The organism is Azospirillum agricola, assembly GCF_017876095.1.
GTDB classification, from domain to species: Bacteria; Pseudomonadota; Alphaproteobacteria; order Azospirillales; family Azospirillaceae; genus Azospirillum; species Azospirillum agricola.
The window spans coordinates 38,640-55,983 of the sequence record NZ_JAGINM010000024.1; the positions used below are offsets into that span (position 1 = coordinate 38,640).

At 69.9% G+C, this 17,344-nt stretch carries 18 protein-coding genes; 8 read left to right on the plus strand and 10 right to left on the minus strand.

Going from position 1 to position 17,344, the window contains the following annotated elements:
• Positions 1–574: 574 nt before the first annotated feature.
• Positions 575–2,152: a helicase HerA domain-containing protein gene (locus J2847_RS27460; protein ID WP_209781946.1), complete on the plus strand. Its 1,578-nt coding sequence runs from the start codon at positions 575–577 to the stop codon at positions 2,150–2,152.
• A gap of 16 nt (positions 2,153–2,168) precedes the next feature.
• On the opposite strand, the gene J2847_RS27465 is transcribed toward J2847_RS27460, so the two are convergent.
• On the minus strand, positions 2,169–2,669 hold the full coding sequence (locus tag J2847_RS27465) for a GNAT family N-acetyltransferase (protein WP_209781947.1): 501 nt from the start codon (positions 2,667–2,669) through the stop codon (positions 2,169–2,171).
• Between the two features lie 64 nt (positions 2,670–2,733).
• Between J2847_RS27465 and J2847_RS27470 the strand changes: the two genes are divergently transcribed.
• Positions 2,734–3,315 carry a helix-turn-helix domain-containing protein gene (locus J2847_RS27470; RefSeq protein WP_209781948.1) on the plus strand — a complete coding sequence of 194 codons (582 nt, stop codon included), beginning with the start codon at positions 2,734–2,736 and terminating at the stop codon, positions 3,313–3,315.
• A gap of 7 nt (positions 3,316–3,322) precedes the next feature.
• On the opposite strand, the gene J2847_RS27475 is transcribed toward J2847_RS27470, so the two are convergent.
• Entirely contained in the window at positions 3,323–3,841 is a 519-nt protein-coding gene (locus J2847_RS27475; protein ID WP_209781949.1) for a substrate-binding domain-containing protein, read from the minus strand.
• Positions 3,842–3,999: 158 nt separating this feature from the next.
• On the opposite strand from J2847_RS27475, the gene J2847_RS27480 reads away from it, so the two are divergent.
• Positions 4,000–4,929 (plus strand): LysR substrate-binding domain-containing protein, encoded by a 930-nt coding sequence (locus J2847_RS27480; protein WP_209781950.1) that lies wholly within the window; start codon positions 4,000–4,002, stop codon positions 4,927–4,929.
• A gap of 15 nt (positions 4,930–4,944) precedes the next feature.
• On the opposite strand, the gene J2847_RS27485 is transcribed toward J2847_RS27480, so the two are convergent.
• Positions 4,945–5,955, minus strand: coding sequence for a zinc-binding alcohol dehydrogenase family protein (locus J2847_RS27485; RefSeq protein WP_209781951.1), 1,011 nt, complete (start codon positions 5,953–5,955; stop codon positions 4,945–4,947).
• Positions 5,956–6,153: 198 nt separating this feature from the next.
• Here J2847_RS27485 and J2847_RS27490 point away from each other — a divergent pair, with 198 nt between their 5' ends.
• Entirely contained in the window at positions 6,154–6,420 is a 267-nt protein-coding gene (locus J2847_RS27490; protein ID WP_209781952.1) for a hypothetical protein, read from the plus strand.
• A gap of 247 nt (positions 6,421–6,667) precedes the next feature.
• On the plus strand, positions 6,668–8,194 hold the full coding sequence (locus tag J2847_RS27495) for an FAD/NAD(P)-binding protein (protein WP_209781953.1): 1,527 nt from the start codon (positions 6,668–6,670) through the stop codon (positions 8,192–8,194).
• 53 nt (positions 8,195–8,247) lie between these two features.
• Here the strand turns inward: J2847_RS27495 and J2847_RS27500 are convergent, their stop codons facing one another.
• The 6 genes from J2847_RS27500 to groES all read right to left on the minus strand — a co-directional run bounded on the left by J2847_RS27500 (position 8,248) and on the right by groES (position 14,028).
• Positions 8,248–9,240 (minus strand): hypothetical protein, encoded by a 993-nt coding sequence (locus J2847_RS27500; RefSeq protein ID WP_209781954.1) that lies wholly within the window; start codon positions 9,238–9,240, stop codon positions 8,248–8,250.
• Positions 9,241–9,410: 170 nt separating this feature from the next.
• Positions 9,411–10,100 carry a response regulator transcription factor gene (locus tag J2847_RS27505; RefSeq protein ID WP_233474835.1) on the minus strand — a complete coding sequence of 230 codons (690 nt, stop codon included), beginning with the start codon at positions 10,098–10,100 and terminating at the stop codon, positions 9,411–9,413.
• A gap of 433 nt (positions 10,101–10,533) precedes the next feature.
• A complete protein-coding gene (locus J2847_RS27510) occupies positions 10,534–11,454 on the minus strand; it encodes a DMT family transporter (protein WP_209781956.1) in 921 nt (306 codons plus the stop codon).
• Positions 11,455–11,461: 7 nt separating this feature from the next.
• Positions 11,462–11,809, minus strand: a complete 348-nt coding sequence (locus J2847_RS27515) for a hypothetical protein (protein WP_209781957.1) — start codon at positions 11,807–11,809, stop codon at positions 11,462–11,464.
• Positions 11,810–12,041: 232 nt separating this feature from the next.
• Positions 12,042–13,685 carry a chaperonin GroEL gene (groL, locus tag J2847_RS27520; protein ID WP_085555789.1) on the minus strand — a complete coding sequence of 548 codons (1,644 nt, stop codon included), beginning with the start codon at positions 13,683–13,685 and terminating at the stop codon, positions 12,042–12,044.
• 52 nt (positions 13,686–13,737) lie between these two features.
• Positions 13,738–14,028 (minus strand): co-chaperone GroES, encoded by a 291-nt coding sequence (gene groES / locus J2847_RS27525; protein WP_014248860.1) that lies wholly within the window; start codon positions 14,026–14,028, stop codon positions 13,738–13,740.
• 419 nt (positions 14,029–14,447) lie between these two features.
• Between groES and J2847_RS27530 the strand changes: the two genes are divergently transcribed.
• The 3 genes from J2847_RS27530 to J2847_RS27540 all read left to right on the plus strand — a co-directional run bounded on the left by J2847_RS27530 (position 14,448) and on the right by J2847_RS27540 (position 16,438).
• Positions 14,448–14,591, plus strand: a complete 144-nt coding sequence (locus J2847_RS27530) for a hypothetical protein (protein WP_179166199.1) — start codon at positions 14,448–14,450, stop codon at positions 14,589–14,591.
• A gap of 148 nt (positions 14,592–14,739) precedes the next feature.
• A complete protein-coding gene (locus tag J2847_RS27535; protein WP_209781958.1) occupies positions 14,740–15,237 on the plus strand; it encodes a lysozyme in 498 nt (165 codons plus the stop codon).
• 127 nt (positions 15,238–15,364) lie between these two features.
• The gene (locus tag J2847_RS27540) at positions 15,365–16,438 is read left to right on the plus strand and encodes a COX15/CtaA family protein (protein ID WP_233474836.1); all 1,074 of its coding nucleotides are present in this window, start codon (positions 15,365–15,367) and stop codon (positions 16,436–16,438) included.
• 113 nt (positions 16,439–16,551) lie between these two features.
• On the opposite strand, the gene J2847_RS27545 is transcribed toward J2847_RS27540, so the two are convergent.
• Positions 16,552–17,214, minus strand: a complete 663-nt coding sequence (locus J2847_RS27545; protein WP_223677824.1) for a Crp/Fnr family transcriptional regulator — start codon at positions 17,212–17,214, stop codon at positions 16,552–16,554.
• Positions 17,215–17,344: the final 130 nt, after the last annotated feature.

Sequence of the window (17,344 nt, forward strand, 5' to 3'; positions counted from 1 at the left end):
CACGTGCCCGTCACGCGCCGGAACCACAGGTTCAGCGAACATTCGTATCAAATGATCTTTGCGGTTTCGTGACTCCCGCGTGGGTTTTTTCATCAAACCCCGCGCGGGCGAGTGCCCAGCAAGAAAAGCCCTCAAGGATTGACGCAAGGCAGGAAAAGGCGCCGAAAAGTGGAAGTTCCGTTGCCCGGCCGCCCGTTCGCCTCCATGCGTCTGGAGCGTGGAAACCGGGCGGCGGAGTGGCCACCGCCCGCGTTCCACCGACAAGGGAGAGCGAGGATGATGAAGATCCTCAAACTCCTGGTCCTTATCGTGCAGCTGATCAAGGAAATCCTCGATCTGATGCCGTAAGGGCCGGACCTGGGGGCGCGGTCGCGAGCTGCGCCCCCTTGGTCCCCACAGGATATGGGACAGATCCCACGCCGCGCAAGCGCCTCCCGCCCCCTTCCGCAAACTCCGGTGGCAACAGTGGCGGGCAAAAGGCTGACCCGCGAATCGCATCCTCGTATCGGCGGGGCCGGCTGCGCTATAGGAGGGCGCTTCACGGGATGGTTCGGGTCTGCGGGAGGCGAGCGGGATGAAGGTCGGCATCGACATGGGGCGGACGAACGCGGGCGGCGCCGCGACGCTCGACCTGGAGGAACTGCTGGCGACCCGCCTCCTGGTGCAGGGCAATTCCGGCTCCGGCAAGTCGCACCTGCTGCGCCGCCTGATCGAGCAGAGCGCCCAGTGGGTCCAGCAGGCGATCATCGACCCGGAGGGCGACTTCGTCACGCTGGCCGAGCGCTTCGGCCATGTCGTGGTGGAGGCCGACGAGCACACCGAAGCCTCCCTGCAATCCATCGCCGCCCGCGTCCGCCAGCACCGCGTCTCCGTCGTCCTGAACCTGGAGGGGCTGGATTCCGAGATGCAGATGCGGGCCGCCGCCGCCTTCCTGGGCGGGCTGTTCGACGCCGACCGCGACTGCTGGTACCCGATGCTGGTGGTGGTGGACGAGGCGCAGCTCTTCGCCCCCTCGGCGGCCGGCGAGGTGTCGGACGAGGCGCGCAAGGTCTCGCTCGGCGCCATGACCAACCTGATGTGCCGGGGCCGCAAGCGCGGGCTGGCCGGGGTGATCGCCACCCAGCGCCTCGCCAAGCTGGCGAAGAACGTCGCGGCGGAGGCCTCCAATTTTCTGATGGGCCGCACCTTCCTCGACATCGACATGGCGCGCGCCGCCGACCTGCTGGGCATGGAGCGCCGGCAGGCCGAGATGTTCCGCGACCTGGAGCGCGGCCATTTCATCGCGCTCGGCCCCGCTTTGTCGCGCCGGCCGCTGCCGCTGCGCATCGGCACGGTGGAGACGCAAGGCCGCACCGGCAGCCCGACCCTGATCCCGCCGCCCGCCACCCCGACCGAGAACGCCCGCGACCTGATCTTCACCGCCACCGACGACGAGCCGGCCCGCTACCCGGTGCGCCGCCCCTCGACCTCGGCCAGCGCCGACCTGATGGCGCAGCTTGCGCGCGGCCGCGCCGCAGCACCACCGCCGGCCGCCATGGAGGAGGAAACCCCGCTGCCGCTCCCGGAACCGGAGGAGACGGCCGAACAGGCGGCCGAGCGCGAGGCCCGGTACGAGGAGGTGCTGCGCGAGGTGCTGGCCGATCCGGAAGCGCCCTACCGCCCGATCGCCGTGCTGTACCAGGATTTCCTGGTGCGCTGCCGGGGACGCGGGGTTGACGGCGACCGTCTGGCCCTGCCCGCCTTCCGCCGCAAGCTGACCGCCGCGCGCGCCGGGGCGGCGGGCGGGACCGGCGACGATCCCGCCTGGGGCAGGGCGCTGGCCGTCGCCGCCACCCTGACCGAGGACATCCAGCCGGTCTTCCTGCTGCTGGCCCGCGCCGCGCTCGACCACACGCCCTGCCCGTCCGATGCCGAGGTGGCGCGGGCCTGCGGCAGCCGGTCGAAGGGGCGCGGGCGCCGGCTGCTGACCTACATGGAGCAGCGCGGTTTCATCGCGACGCGCAGCGGGTTGGGCAACACCCGCGCCATCGGCCTGCCGGCGCTGGGCTGGGAAACCGCGCTGGGCGATCCCAACGCCGATCCCCACGCCAACTCCGATGGGGGCGACGCGACCGGCGGCCCGTCCGAAGGCGACCTGTTCGCCGCCGGCTGAATTCCGGCCGACCTCGTCACTCCCCCAGAATCCGCTGCATGAGCACGAGGTCGAGCCAGCGGTCGAATTTCCGGCCGACCTGCCGCAGCCGCCCGGTCTCGACGAAGCCGAAGGCGGCGTGCAGGCGGATCGACGCCTCGTTCCCCGCCTCGATTCCGGCGACCATCACGTGCTTGCCCTGGCGCGCCGCCTCGTCCAGCAGGGCACCCAGCAGCGCCCGGCCAAGGCCGCGCCCACGCTGCCCGGCGGCGATGTAGATCGAGTTCTCGACGCTGTGCCGATACCCCTCCCAGGGCCGGAAATCACCGAAGGAGGCGAAGCCGAGAACCGCCCCGCCTCCTTCGGCGACGAGGACGGGGAAGCCCTTCGAGCGCCGTTCCTCCAGCCAGGCCCGGCGAGTCTCCAGGGTGGCGGGCGTCAGGCTCCACACGGCGGTGGTGTTGAGGATGGCGTCGTTGGTGATGGCGAGGATGGTTGGGAGATCGGCCTCTTCGGCGGGACGGATGCGGATGCTCATGATGCGGACTTCCGAAGGCGGGGAAGAGATGGCGTTCGCCCCATGAATCCATTATAGTGGACGAATGTCCACTGAATTTGACAACCTCGAACGGCGTCTGGCGGAGCGGATCCGGATCGAGCGGGAAAGGCGCGGCTGGTCGCTCGCCGACCTGTCCAACCGGTCGGGCGTCTCGCGCGCCATGATCAGCAAGATCGAGCGGGAGGAGAGCAGCCCGACGGCCGCCCTGCTCGGCCGCCTCTCCGCCGCGTTCGGCGTCACCCTGTCGCAACTGCTGGCCAGCGCCGAAGGGGGCGGGGGGCGACTCGCGCGGCTGGCGGAGCAGGAGCGCTGGACCGACCCGGCGACCGGCTTCCAGCGGCGCGCCCTGACCCCGCCGGTTCCCGGCGGCGGACCGCTGGAGCTGGTCTGGGGCGACCTGCCGGCGGGGGCGGAGGTCGCCTATCCGGCGGCGGCCTACCGCATGATCGGCGACCAGCAGATCCTGGTCGTCGAAGGGACGCTGCACTTCCATCAGGGAACGGCGCTCTACGCGATGGCCCCCGGCGACTGCCTGCGGCTGGGGCCGCCCGAGGATTGCGTCTTCGCCAACCCCGGCCCCGGCCCCTGCCGCTACGTCGTCGCCATCGTCCGGCGCGACCCGTGACGGGCGCTCAGCTTCCCGTGGTCGGGTCGTTCACCGGCTTGCCCGGAATGCCCCAGCTGCCGACGAAATCCCGCACCCCCGGCACGGCGCCGAGATGGGCGTCCTTCACATAGAGGAACCGCTTCGGCCCCAGGTCGTATTCGCTGACGGTGATGCCCTTGGCGCGGCAGCGCTTGATCTCCGCCGCCGTCGCCGGACGGTCCGCCGCCACCATGTCGGGATGCTCCAGCCCGACCCCGGCGCAGAAGGCGCGGAAACCCGCTGCCGTGCCGCCCGCCACCAGCCGGGGCCGCGTGTCCGGCCCGCCGCCGAACTTCGCCGCCGCGTCCTGGACCGGGCCGCGCAGGGCCGGGCTGCCGACGATCCAGATGCCACGCTCCTCCGGCGGCGGGCGCGGGGCCGGGGGCGGGGTCAGCGCGGCGGTCTGGCGCGGGCTCTCGACGCCGGGAAACTGGCAGCCGCCCAGCAGGGCGGCGGCGGCCAGAGCGGAGGCGAGGAACAGTCTGTGGGTCACGCCGTGGGTCATGGTGGAACCTCCCGAACCGATGTGTTGGCACGTGTCTTGGGGAGCGCCGGGCTCCCTGCCCATACCGTAACGTCCACCAACACCGGTCGGACCGCTCGCCATCCATGCGAACTCCGGATAGACTGCCCATTATCAATTCAAGCATGGAATGGTTGGCGATGCCGCTTCCCGATCTCGACATCGACGCGCTGCGGGCCTTCGTGACGGTGGCCGAGGCCGGCGGCTTCACCGCGGCGGCCGACCGGCTGGGCCGCACCCAGTCGGCGATCAGCGTCAAGATCAAGAAGCTGGAGGACATGCTGGGCCGCCGGGTCTTCGACCGCACCAGCCGCTCGCTCGCCATCACCCATGACGGGGAGCTGCTGCTGGGCTACGCCCGCCGGATGCTGGAGCTGAACGACGAAACGGTGCGCCGCTTCACCGAACCGGCGGCGGAGGGCGAGCTGCGGCTCGGCGTCGCCGAATATTTCCTGTCGGACCATCTGCCGCGCGTGCTGCGCCAGTTCGCCAAAATCCACCCGCGCCTGCACATCGACGTGCGCGTCGGCTTGTGCGGCGATCTGGTCGAGGGGCTGGAGTCCGGCGACCTCGACCTCGTGATCTCGCGCCGCGACGCCGGAGAGACGCGCGGCCGGGCGATCTGGCGGGAACCGCTGCGCTGGGTCGCCGCCCCGACGCTGGAGCTGTCCCCCGACGCGCCGCTGCCCTTCTGCGCCCTGCCGGCGCCCTGCGTCTTCCGCAACCGTGGGCTGGCGGCGCTCGGCGAGGCCGGCCGGCCCTGGCGGGTGGTCTACACCAGCGCCAGCGTCATGGGGGTGCAGGCCGCCGTCCGCGCCGGGCTGGGGGTGGCGGTGCTGAGCGAATCCTCGGTGCCCGAGGACGCCCGCCGGCTCGGCCCCGAGGATGGCCTGCCCGAGCTGGGCGAGGTCGAGATGGCCATCTTCGGCGAGACCCCCCGCAACCGCCGGCTGGCCGAACCGCTGGTCGGCTTCATCACCGACAGCCTGTCGGCGATGAAACCGCCCCGCTCCTCCCAGGGCCCTTCCCAGGGCCCGACGCTGGTCGCGTCGTCCCAGGAAGCGGCCTGAGCGCGGACTCCGGGCTCAGAAGCCGGCGAGGACGATCTTGCCGCGCGCCGTGCCGCTCTCGATCAGCGCGTGCGCCCGGCGCAGGGTCGCCGCGTCGATCCGGCCGAGCGTCTCGGTCAGCGTCGTGCGCAGCGTCCCGTCATCGACCAGCCGCGACACCTCGGCCAGCAGCGCGCGCTGCTCGGCGATGTCGGCGGTCTGGAACAGCGAGCGGGTGAACATCAGCTCCCAGTGCAGCGAGACGCTCTTGCGCTTCAGCAGCCGGACATCGATGGGAGCCGGGTCGTCGATCAGGCCGATGCGGCCCTGCGGCGCCACGATCTCGACCAGGGCGGGGAAATGCCGGTCGGTCGCGTTGGTCGAGAAGACCGCCTCGACACCGCTCAAGCCCAGGGCGCGGATCTGCTCGGGCATCGCGCCGTTGTGGTCGATCACGTCGTGCGCGCCCAGCTCGCGCACCCAGGCCGCCGTCTCCGGGCGAGACGCGGTGGCGATGACGCGGATGTTGGTCAGCTTTCGCGCGAGCTGGATCGCCATCGAGCCGACGCCGCCGGCCCCGCCGACGATCAGCAGCGACCGCCCGTCCTCGCCGCCGCGCACCAGCCCCAACCGGTCGAACAGCATTTCCCAGGCGGTGATGGCGGTCAGCGGCAGGGCGGCCGCCTCGGCGAAGCCCAGGCTCCTGGGCTTCGGGCCGGCGATGCGCTCGTCGACCAGATGGAACTCGCTGTTGGTGCCGGGCCGGTCGATGGCGCCGGCATAGAACACCGCGTCGCCCGGCCGGAAGCCGGTGACCTCCGGCCCGACCGCCTCGACCGTGCCGGCGGCGTCGAAGCCGAGCACCCGCAGGGCACCGTCGGCGGGGGCGACGCCGCCGCGCAGCTTGACGTCGACCGGGTTGACCGACACCGCCTCCACCCGCACCAGCAGGTCGCGGCCGGTCGGGGTCGGCGTGTCGACAACAATGTCGATCAGGGAATCGGCCTCGGCGATGGGCAGGGGCCGGTGGTATCCGATGGCCTTCATGGAACGGAACCTTCCTTCTGTTGAACGGGACGTGCCGATCCGCAGGATGGACCGCTCCACCGGATATCGGAAATTCATAGTTCTTGTTTCATCGATCCGATTCAACGATCGATCCATTCGGGAAGAGGCGTGGAATAAGCGGGGCGGCGGACGTGTTGTCTCCTGCATGGCGCTTCCGCCCTTTCAAGGTCCACGACCATGAGCACCGTCCGCGTCGCCCTCCTGTCCTCCCTGCTGCTGTCCCTGACCGGCTGCGTCGCCTACGATCCCTACGCGGCCTATCCCGCCTACCCGACCTACAGCGCGCCGGTCGTGGTCGCTCCGCCGGTGTACGCGCCGCCGCCGACCGTGGTTTTCCGCGGCCGTTACGGCTATGGCGGCCCCGGATATGGCCGCGGCTACGGCTATGGACACCGGCATGGCTGGGGCGGACCGCACGGAGGCCACGGCGGACGCTGGCGCTGACGCTCCGCCCGGCGCTCGGGGTGTCATAAATCTATAAACCCACAAGACTGTGTGGAAATGATTCCGCGCAGCATCTTGCGTTTTCCGTCCGGACGCTCCACAGTTGGCGCGCGCTCCACGCCTGTGGTAAAGATCCGCTTAACAAGCGGAACGAGCAGACACGCGGCCGACGCGCCCCTCTCGACGCCAGCGGGACGCCAACGGCCGGTCTTTTTCCCGAACCCTCGTGGAAGGACGGATGACCGTGATGCCTGCACAGCCCCACCGTGCCCATCCTCTCGCAGCGCCAGCCGAGCGCAGGATCGCGATCATCGGCGCCGGCTTCACCGGCAGCGTTCTGGCCGCCCATCTGCTGCGCAACGCCGAGACGCCGACCGCCGTCCATCTGATCGAGTGCGGCGGCTGCCACGGCACCGGCCTCGCCTATTCGACATCCAACAGCACGCATCTGTTGAACGTGCGCGCCTACAACATGAGCGCCTACCCCGACGACCCGCGCCATTTCCTGCGCTGGCTGTGGAGCCGCGAGGGCGACGGCCATGTCCCGCCGAGCGGGCACGCCTTCGTCTCGCGCGCGCTGTACGGCGCCTACATCAAGGACGTGCTGGCCGAGGCCGAGGCGAACGCCTCCCCCCAGGCCCGGCTGCGCCTGATCCGCGGCGAAGCGGTGGATCTGCGGCCCGACGGCGGGCGCGTCCATGTCCAGCTCGGCGACGGCCGCCGGTTGACGGTGGACGATGCCGTGCTGTGCATCGGCAACTTCCCGCCCTCGCCGCCCGGACTCGAATCGGAAACCGCCAACGCCGCCTTCGCGTCGGAGCGCTTCATCGGCGACCCCTGGGATCTCGGCGCCATCGCCCGCATCGACCGCGACGCCCCGGTGGTCATCCTCGGCACCGGCCTGACCATGGTGGACACGGTGTCGACCCTGCTCGACCAGGGGCACCGGGGTCCGATCACCGCGGTGTCGCGCCGCGGCCTGCTGCCGCACCGCCACCAGGAGGCGCAGCCCTACAAGTCCTTCCTCCACCCGGACGTGCTGCCCAGCACCGTGCTCGACGTGCTGATCGCGCTGAAGGGCGACGCCCGGCGCGCCGAGGCGGCCGGCTTCGACTGGCGGGCGGCCTTCGACGCGCTGCGTCCGCACCACCACCGCATCTGGGCGCATCTGCCGATGGAGGAGCGCCGCCGCTTCCTGCGGCACGCCCGCCCCTTCTGGGAGGTCCACCGCCACCGCATGGCGCCGGAGGTGGCCGACCGCATCGACGCCGCGCGGGCCGACGGCCGCCTGCGCATCCTGGCCGGCCGCCTGCGCGACATCGCGCTGACCGACGACCAACAGGGGCTGGACATCCAGGTGGCGGCGCGCGGCGGCGAGACGCTGCACCATCTGCCGGCGGCGGCGCTGATCAACGCCACCGGCACAAACTGCGATTATGGCCGGATCCGACACCCGCTGGTGCGGGCGCTGCTCGACCATGGGCTGGCGCGGCCGGATCCGCTGCGGCTGGGGCTCGACGTGACGATCGACGGGGCGGTGATCGGCGCCGACGGGCAGGCCGTCCCGCGGCTCTTCGCGCTCGGGCCGGTCAGCAAGGCGCCCTTCTGGGAAATGACGGCGGTGCCGGAACTGCGCAGCCAATGCGCCCAGGCGGCCGAACGGCTGCTGGGTTTGGGCGGCGGCGCGCTCGCCGGGCCGATGGCCACGGTCGCGCCGGCGGCGCCGGGGGGCTGGACCAACGTTGCCCCGGGCCTGAACGCCCGGTCCGACTGAGGCCCGGAAGCGCCCAACCCCGCCGCCCGGCCCCCGCCGCCCGGCCCCGCCGCTCAATCCCGCTGGACGGCTCCGGCGATGTTGCGCAGGACAATGACGGTGCGGTCGTCGTCCTGCGTCGCGCCGTCGCGCAGCAGGACGGCCGCCGCCAGGGTCGGATCGACGTCGTGCAGGCCGCGCTCGATGAACAGGACCGGCAGGCGGGCGCAGCCGTCGCTGTGCAGGACGACATGGTCGCCCGGCTGCCACAGCAGATGCACGCTGGCCGGCATTTGCGGGTTGTAGCCCACCATCGCCCAGCGCGCCGCCAGCGAGGTGACGTGGTGGCGCCGCACCACCGCGCCGGCCACCGTGCCGAGCGCGGTGTAATCCACCGAATCGGCGTCGAACCTCAGGACCGCCGCCGTCACGTCCGCGCCCTCGCCGGCGTCCCGCCGGATGGCGCCGATCACCATCTGCGGCGACAGGCCGGGCGCCGTCGCGGCAACCACCGCCTCGGCGCGGCGGGCCAGGGCGCCGGCCCCTTCCGCGCCGTCCACCAGCAGGGCGACCCCGCTGCCGGTCCCATCCGCGCCGGCCGTGCTGCGCAAGACCCAGCCATCGGCGCAGGCCGCGGCACCCGGCTTCGGCAGCATCGCGACCCCGGCGATGGCCGGAGCGCCGACCGCCGGCTCGTCGGAGCAGCCCGGCCGCAGCACCCGCGCCAGAATGGTCAGGCCGACGCCGGGCGTGGCGTGGGCGGCGAAACGGTCGGCGCACGCGCGGGCCAGCGTCACGCCATCGCTGTCGGGGGAGGCGTCCGCCCCGGTGTCGCGGTCGCAGGCGAGGCATTCCACCCCCTCCCGCCGGCCCCAGCGGCGCAGCAGCAGCATCCCGCCGGACCGCGCCAGGACATGGCCGGCCAGCGCACCGACCATGGCGTCGAGACGCTCCGCGTCCGCCGCCGACAGCACGCTTTCGGCCAGCGCCGCGGCGAGATCCCGCACCGCCACGGCATCGGCGGCCGAGGCGACGTCGATTCGACGATGGCAATGGTCGGGCAGCATGGAAAGAACGCTCCTGGAGACGCGGCGTGGGTCAACGGGAAGGGAGTGTACGTCCACCCGCCGTCCGAACCCAAGCGATAGCCGGCTCCCGGATGCGGCAAAGCCGCAAGCGGTCTGATTTCCCTCCCTCCCGCCCGGCCGAGAGCGCCGGGCGCGGGAAGGACCGCAACTCAGGGCGCGCCCATCTCGACCATGGCGGCCATCGACGGCAGGCTGGACGGAACCGGCCAGGGAAGGTTGCGGGCGCGCAGCATCTCCGCCGCCTCCCAGAGCCGCCCCAGCCCGACGATCGACCGGCAGCCGGTCTTCTCCATGATGCGGGCGCGGTGGACCTCGACGGTCTTGATGCTGATGCCGAGCTCCCAGGCGATGGTCTTGCTCTGCTTGCCCTCGACGATCAGGCGCAGCACCTCGGACTCGCGGCGGCTCAGCAGGGCCAGCCGGCGCGAGGCGTCGCGGCCGCGGTCGCGCTGCTGGGCCTGCGGGTTCTCGCTGGCGAGGCAGGCGCGCACCCGCTCCAGGAAGGTGCCCGTGGTGAAGGGGTGGGCGAGGCAGTCGAGGGCGCCGGCCTTCATCGCGCCGACCGCCGCCTCGACGTCGCCCTGGTCGGTGACGACCAGCACCGGCAGGTCGTGGCCCTGCAAGGCGGCTTCGGCCATCAGTTCCCGCGCGGTCATGTCGGGCAGGCTGCTGCGGATGACCAGGCAGGCGGAGGCGGTGCCCAGCACCGTCAGCGCGTCGGCGCCCGTGCTGTGGACCCGGCAGGCGATGCCGGCGGCGCCCAGCGCCCGCGCCAGGGTGCTGCGGGTCGGGAGATCGCCGTCGACGATGTGAACGAGGCAAGCGGTTTGCGTGAGCATCAGAACGGCCCTCCACCACACAAGGGGCATCCGGCGCAGGGCCGGGTTGAGGTCTTGGTGGTTCTCCGGTTCATCGAACCACCGTCATGCCCACAGTCTAGTGGCGTTGCCCGTGTCTTGGCTTCCTGAAGGAGGGATAGCGCGGGTGGCAAATGGGATATCGGGGATAATATCCGTGAGGGTGGTGATCCAAGATCCCCGTCCGATAGTACGCGCGTCACAAAACGGCCAAGTCACCACCTGACGCCCAACCAAACTGTTCCTGTATCCTTAACGAAATCCGAAGAAAAGACCAGAAGATAAATGGTGGTTATCAAGGGAGAGGGTTGGCAAATCCATGTCTGAACTTGCCGATCCGGCGCAAGGGTCGGACCGCATCGCGATTACAAAATGTCGTCCGGCAAGCACAAATATCTGGAAGGAAAGGAAAGTCTCAAGCACGGCGCCGGGTGGCGAGCGCGATGCCGGTGGCGATCAGCGCGATGCCGATCCCGTGATAAAGATGCGGCTGTTCGCCGAGGAACAGCACCGCCAGCAGGCTGCCGAAGACCGGCACCAGATGAATGGTGAGCCCGGCGCTGTTGGCGCCGACCAGCTCGACCACGCGGTTGAAGCAGAGATAGGCGACGATGGACGGGAACAGCGCGACGTAGCCGACCGCCAGGAACGTCGTCGCCGTCGCCTCCACCGGGCGCTGGGTCAGGCTTTCCCAGATGTAGAAGGGCAGCAGCTCCACCGCGCCGATGGCGAAGGTGACCAGGATGAAGCTGAAGCCGTGCACCACCGGCTTGCGGCGCAGCAGCGTGGTGTAGGCGGCGTAGACGGCGATGGCGGTCAGCATCCACAGGTCGCCGGCGTTCAGGCTCAAGCCCAGCAGGGCCGCCGGGTCGCCGTAGGAGATCAGCGTCAGGGCGCCGGCCAGCGAGACGACGATGCCAAGCCCCTGCGCCGGCCGCACGCGGTCGCGGAACAGGAGGAAGCTCATCAGCACGATCATCACCGGCATCGAGGACTGGAGCATCACGGCGTTGAGCGCCGTCGTCGAGTTCAGCGCGATGTACTGGAAGGTGTTGAACATGCCGATGCCGAGCGTGCCCAGCAGCAGCACGGCCGGCCAGCGCGCCCGCAGCGCCGCCGCGTCCCGGCGCAGATGCGGCCAGGCGAAGGGCAGCACGATCAGCGTGCCGAGCACCCAGCGCCAGAAGGCCAGGCCGATCGGAGGAACGGCGCCGGCGACCGCCCGCCCCATGACCGCGTTGCTCGCCCAGAACAGGGGCGGCAGCATCATCAGCAGCCAGGCCTGGTCGATCAGGCGGCGTGCGGCGGTCGGCGGGACGGCGCGGTCGGTGCTCATGGCAGGGTCAGCTGCGGCGGCGCGGCGAGGCGAAGACGGAGGCGGCGGTGGGGCCGCCCGACGCACCGCCCGACTGGGCACCCGGCCCGGTGTCGTCGCTGCGGTACACGCTGGCGCGTGTCTCGCGGCGGGGACGCGGGCTGTCCTCGCGGCTTTCGCGCGGCGGCTTGGGGGGCTGGCGCAGTTCGGCGTCGAGTTCGGCGACGCGCTTCACCAGCGCTTCGCGGATGGCGGGGGCCGCGTGGGACTTCAGCGTCGCAAGCTGCTCCTTGAGCTGCGCCAGCTGGCGCTGCTTCTCCTCGCGGGTGCGCTTGATGGCGACGTTGTCGGAATGCTGGCCCTCGAAGGAGCGCATGAAAAGGCCCTCGTAAAAAACAGTCTAGCGACCGCGGCCCCGATCCGGGACCCGGCGTGGAGGCGGGATTATTGGGAGGCGCCCCCGTCAAAGCAAGCCGGAGTTCGGCTTGACTTTCGGGAAAGGCGGCTGGGAAAGGCAGCCGTGAAACCGCGGTCCGGCATGGAAAAGGGGCGCCCCCTCGCGAGGGCGCCCCCTTCCGAACCACAGCGTCGGAACGCCGGACTTCCTGTTAGAAGCCCATGTCGTCCATGCCGCCCATGCCGCCCGGCATGCCGGCCGGAGCAGCCTTCTTCTCCGGCTTCTCGGCGATCATCGCCTCGGTGGTGATCAGCAGGCCGGCGATCGAGGCCGCGTCCTGAAGGGCGGTGCGGACCACCTTCACCGGATCGATGATGCCGGCGGCGACCAGATCGGTGAACTCACCCTTCTGGGCGTCGTAGCCGTAGTTGGTGTCGGCCTGCTCGAGCAGCTTGCCGACGACGATCGAACCGTCGGTGCCGGCGTTGTAGGCGATCTGACGGACCGGCGCCTGGAGGGCGCGGCGGATGATGTCGATGCCGACGCGCTGCTCGTCGTTGACCGGGACCAGCTTGTCCAGCGCCTTGCCGGCGTACAGCAGGGCCGAACCGCCACCGGCGACCACGCCCTCTTCCACCGCGGCGCGGGTGGCGTGCATGGCGTCGTCAACGCGGTCCTTGCGCTCCTTCACCTCGACCTCGGTCGCGCCGCCGACGCGGATGACCGCGACGCCGCCGGCCAGCTTGGCCAGACGCTCCTGGAGCTTCTCGCGGTCGTAGTCCGAGGTGGTCTCCTCGACCTGGGCGCGGATCTGGCCGCAACGGGCCTCGATGTCGGCCTTCTGGCCGGCGCCGTCGACGATGGTGGTGTTCTCCTTGGAGATCACGACCTTCTTGGCGGTGCCCAGCATGTCGAGCGTGACGTTCTCGAGCTTGATGCCGAGGTCTTCCGAGATGACCTGGCCGCCGGTGAGGATGGCCATGTCCTCCAGCATCGCCTTGCGGCGATCACCGAAGCCCGGAGCCTTGACGGCGGCGATCTTCAGGCCGCCGCGCAGCTTGTTGACCACCAGCGTGGCCAGCGCCTCGCCCTCGATGTCCTCGGCGATGATCAGCAGCGGACGCGAGGACTGGACGACGGCCTCCAGAACCGGCAGCAGCGGCTGCAGGCCCGACAGCTTCTTCTCGTGCAGCAGGATGTACGGATTCTCGAGATCCGCGATCATCTTGTCGGCGTTGGTGATGAAGTACGGCGACAGGTAGCCGCGGTCGAACTGCATGCCCTCGACGACGTCCAGCTCGGTGTCCAGGCTCTTGGCCTCTTCCACCGTGATGACGCCCTCGTTGCCGACGCGCTCCATGGCCTGGGCGATCATCTTGCCGATCTCGGCCTCGCCGTTGGCGGAGATGGTGCCGACCTGGGCGATCTCGTCGTTGGTCGTGACCTTCTTGGCGCGGGCCTGGATGTCGGCGACGACGGTGGCGACGGCGATGTCGATGCCGCGCTTCAGGTCCATCGGGTTCAGGCCGGCGGCGACCTTGGTCACGCCTTCGCGGACGATGGCCTGGGCCAGCACGGTGGCGGTGGTGGTGCCGTCACCGGCCAGATCGTTGGTCTTCGAGGCGACCTCGCGGACCATCTGGGCGCCCATGTTCTCGAACTTGTCGGCCAGCTCGATTTCCTTGGCGACCGACACGCCGTCCTTGGTGATGCGCGGGGCGCCGAAGGACTTCTCGATCACGACGTTGCGGCCCTTGGGGCCGAGCGTGACCTTCACCGCGTCGGCCAGGATGTCGACGCCACGCAGCAGCTTTTCGCGCGCGGAGGGGCCGAACTTAACGTCTTTGGCAGCCATGTCTCGATTCCTCTGAATGTCGGATGTTGAAGAGAAGGATGGGCGGAGGTCTTCAGGCCTCGATGACGCCCATGATGTCGGATTCCTTCATGATCAGGTAATCGACGCCTTCGATCTTCACTTCGGTGCCGGACCACTTGCCGAACAGGATGCGGTCGCCGGCCTTGACGTCCAGCGCCACGACCTTGCCGGCCTCGTCACGGGCACCCGGACCGACGGCGATGATCTCGCCTTCCTGCGGCTTTTCCTTGGCCGTGTCGGGGATGATGATCCCACCCTTGGTCTTGGTGTCGGACTCCAGACGCTTGACGACGACACGGTCGTGCAGCGGGCGGAACTTCATGGGATGGCTCCTTGAATCAAGGCTTGGTCTTGGGAACGGTTGGCCGGCGGGATTGTGTTAGCACTCCCCCTCGGCGAGTGCCAGACAGCTAATCGAACCCCGTTTTGGATTCAAGAGGCTCGTTTCGAATTTTGACGCGAATGCCGGGAAATATCCCGTCATCTCCCGGCCAAGCCCTTGCGTTCCTTGGCATTTTTAGCCGACGGCGGTGGCTGCCGATGACCGGGCTTCTGAAAAGAATCACAGTCTCCCGCCCCTCGGGCCGGCGGATGGGCCGGCCTTCGACGGGCAACCGTCCCTGCGCGCGCCCCTGTGACCGCCCCCTGTGACCGCCCCTGTGACCGCCGTCACAGCGAAATGATCTGCAATTTCCTAAAATTTTATCATCCAACCGGCGTTACGGCGTGGAGGCGCCATCGATGAGCAACGACCAAACCGATCCCCAGGAGCGCGCGCTGTGGCTGACCGAGGCGTTGCTGGAATTCACCACCATCGCCGGGTTGGTCGCGCTGCTCTTCGCCCTGTTCCTCCTGTTCGGGATCATCCAGGACCCACCCCGGTAGGACCGCGCCCCATCGACGGACGGCACTCGCTTCATTGAATGGAATTCGGCGGAAATTCTCTCCAATTCCGACGCGCCATCGTATGATCGCCTCCCAAAGCGGGTGAGCGGCCACGCCCTTCCCGCAAGAACCATTGGGAGGCCGGAACATGACCATCACGCCCGTGTGCCAAGCCGCCGTCGATCTGGTGAAGCATTTCGAGGGACTCCGCCTGACCGCCTACCGCTGTCCGGCCGGGGTGGCGACCATCGGCTACGGCCACACCGCCGGCGTCGTCATGGGCGAGACCATCACCACCGCGCAGGCGGAGGCTTTCCTGTCCGCCGACCTGACCGCCGCCGCCGGACAGGTGGACGGGTTGGTCAGGGTGGCCTTGAATCCCGACCAGCGCGGCGCGCTCGCCTCTTTCGTGTTCAACCTCGGCAGCGGCAGTCTGGCGTCCTCCACCCTGCTCAAGCTGCTGAACGCGGGCGACTATGATGGAGCCGCCGGCCAGTTCGGCCGCTGGGTCTACGCCACCGTCGACGGGGTGCACACCACGTTGCCCGGCCTCGTCGCCCGCCGCGCCGCCGAATCGGCGCTGTTCCAAGGGCAGGTCGATCCGCAGGCCCGCGGCGGCGTCACCACCGAGGACGGCACCGCCTGAACGAGGCCCCGGTCCGCCACTGTAGACCGGAGGGCCGGGCGATCCGGATGCGATGCGGGGATTTGACGCGGGCGCCGCTTGGCCCCACAGTGGCGAACGTCCCACCGCTGCGCTCCGGATTGCCGCCTTGACCGCGTTCGCCTCCGACCTCGCCCGCACCCCGGCCCATTCCCCGCCCTCCGACCGCCCCATCGCCTGGTGGCTCGTCGTCTGCGCCGCCATGGTGCTGGCGATGGCGGTGATCGGCGCCATCACCCGGCTGACCGAGTCCGGCCTGTCGATGGTCGAATGGAAGCCGCTGATCGGCATTCTGCCGCCGCTGTCGGAAGCGGAATGGAACCGCGTGTTCGACCTGTACAAGGGCACGCCGGAATTCCGCATCTTCAACAACCGCATGGATCTGGCCGGCTTCCAGGAAATCTTCTGGTGGGAGTGGTTCCACCGGCTGTGGGGCCAACTGATCGGCTTCGTCTTCCTGATCCCCTTCCTGCGCTTCTGGATCCAGGGCCGCATCGCCCCCGGCCTGTGGCCGAAGCTGGCCGGACTGTTCCTGCTGGGCGGCCTCCAGGGCGTCGTCGGCTGGTTCATGGTCAAGAGCGGGCTGGTCGACCAGCCCAACGTCAGCCATTACCGGCTGGCCCTGCATCTCGGCATGGCGATCCTGATCTACGGGCTGCTGCTGCGCACGGCGCTCGGGCTGTTCGACCCGCTGCCGCTGGCCGGCTGGCGCCCCGAGGCGGCCGGCTTGCGCCGCCATGCCCGCTGGGCGCTGGGGCTGGTCGCCGTCACCATCGTCTGGGGCGCCTTCGTCGCCGGCTCGCGCGCCGGCTACGCCTACAACAGCTTTCCGCTGATGGAGGGGCACGTCATCCCGCCGGAGATCGGCACGCTGACGCCCTGGTGGCACAACCCGTTCGAGAACACCGCGGCGATCCAGCTCATCCACCGGGCGCTGGCGCTGCTGAGCGGGCTGGCGGTGCTGCTGCTGACGGCCCGCGTGCTGCTGACCCGCCTGCCCGGCCGCGCCGGTGCGGCGGCGCTGGCGGCCGGCGCGATGGTTCTCGCGCAGATCGGGCTCGGCATCGCGACCCTGCTGACGGTGGTGTGGATTCCGGTCGCCGCCGCCCATCAGGCCGGCGCGATCCTGGTCGTCTCGACCCTGGTGTGGCTGCTGCACGAACTGCGCCCCGTGCGGCGGTAAGGGCGCGCGCAAAGACAACCATACACAGCCGCTCGCGCGTCATGCCCGGCCTTGTGCCGGGCATGACGAATATTAAAAGCAGGCACCCAGCCGGACGCCTCTTCCGGATGAACTCAGCTTCCCTCGGCCAGATCGTACATGGCGTCGAGGTCGGCGATCAGCACCTTGTTGCCTTCCTGGAGCGAGATGACGCCAGCGGTCTTCAGCTGGGTGAAGGTGCGGCTGACCGTCTCGGTCGTCAGCCCCAGGTAATCGGCGATGTCGGCCCGGCTCATCGGCACGAAGACCGGGTTCTCCTTGTGGCCGCGCCGCGCCGCGCGCTGCGACAGCATCAGCAGGAAGGAGCAGATCTTCTCCTTCGCCGTCTTGCGGCCGAGCAGCAGCATCTGGTCCTGCGCCGCCGCCAGCTCGTTCGACGCCATGGAGAACAGGCGGCGCTGCATCTTGGGGAACTCGTCCATCAGCGCGTCGATCTTCTTGCGCGGGAAGCGGCAGAGCGACGAGCTGGTGACGGTTTCGGCGGTGTAGGCGTAGCTGTCGTTGACCGCAAGCCCAAGGAAATCCCCGGTGACGAGGAAGCCGGTGATCTGGCGGCGCCCGTCGGGCAGCAGCTTGTAGAGCTTCACCGTGCCCGACGTGACGTTGTAGAGCGCGTCGGCGCCGTCCCCCTCGCTGAACAGCGTGTGGCCGGCGTCGTGGCGCACCGTCTGGAGGATGTCGGCCAGACGGCGCAGCTCCTCGGGGTCCAGCGCGGCGCAGACGGTCAGGCTGCGCACGGGACAGGCCCCGCAGGGGTTCATTTCCGTCGCGGCGCCCTTGTCCCGGGCGCGGCCCATATCGAACGGTGGCATGGATGCACCCAGCCTCTCATCGTGCATGGAGGTCATATTGGGTGCAATCGTACGG

Coding starts and splice junctions, on each gene's coding strand:
- J2847_RS27460 (WP_209781946.1), top strand. CDS start 575: ATGAAGGTCGGCATCGACATGGGGCGGACGAACGCGGGCGGCGCCGCG.
- J2847_RS27465 (WP_209781947.1), bottom strand. CDS start 2,669: ATGAGCATCCGCATCCGTCCCGCCGAAGAGGCCGATCTCCCAACCATC.
- J2847_RS27470 (WP_209781948.1), top strand. CDS start 2,734: ATGTCCACTGAATTTGACAACCTCGAACGGCGTCTGGCGGAGCGGATC.
- J2847_RS27475 (WP_209781949.1), bottom strand. CDS start 3,841: ATGACCCACGGCGTGACCCACAGACTGTTCCTCGCCTCCGCTCTGGCC.
- J2847_RS27480 (WP_209781950.1), top strand. CDS start 4,000: ATGCCGCTTCCCGATCTCGACATCGACGCGCTGCGGGCCTTCGTGACG.
- J2847_RS27485 (WP_209781951.1), bottom strand. CDS start 5,955: ATGAAGGCCATCGGATACCACCGGCCCCTGCCCATCGCCGAGGCCGAT.
- J2847_RS27490 (WP_209781952.1), top strand. CDS start 6,154: ATGAGCACCGTCCGCGTCGCCCTCCTGTCCTCCCTGCTGCTGTCCCTG.
- J2847_RS27495 (WP_209781953.1), top strand. CDS start 6,668: ATGCCTGCACAGCCCCACCGTGCCCATCCTCTCGCAGCGCCAGCCGAG.
- J2847_RS27500 (WP_209781954.1), bottom strand. CDS start 9,240: ATGCTGCCCGACCATTGCCATCGTCGAATCGACGTCGCCTCGGCCGCC.
- J2847_RS27505 (WP_233474835.1), bottom strand. CDS start 10,100: ATGCTCACGCAAACCGCTTGCCTCGTTCACATCGTCGACGGCGATCTC.
- J2847_RS27510 (WP_209781956.1), bottom strand. CDS start 11,454: ATGAGCACCGACCGCGCCGTCCCGCCGACCGCCGCACGCCGCCTGATC.
- J2847_RS27515 (WP_209781957.1), bottom strand. CDS start 11,809: ATGCGCTCCTTCGAGGGCCAGCATTCCGACAACGTCGCCATCAAGCGC.
- groL (WP_085555789.1), bottom strand. CDS start 13,685: ATGGCTGCCAAAGACGTTAAGTTCGGCCCCTCCGCGCGCGAAAAGCTG.
- groES (WP_014248860.1), bottom strand. CDS start 14,028: ATGAAGTTCCGCCCGCTGCACGACCGTGTCGTCGTCAAGCGTCTGGAG.
- J2847_RS27530 (WP_179166199.1), top strand. CDS start 14,448: ATGAGCAACGACCAAACCGATCCCCAGGAGCGCGCGCTGTGGCTGACC.
- J2847_RS27535 (WP_209781958.1), top strand. CDS start 14,740: ATGACCATCACGCCCGTGTGCCAAGCCGCCGTCGATCTGGTGAAGCAT.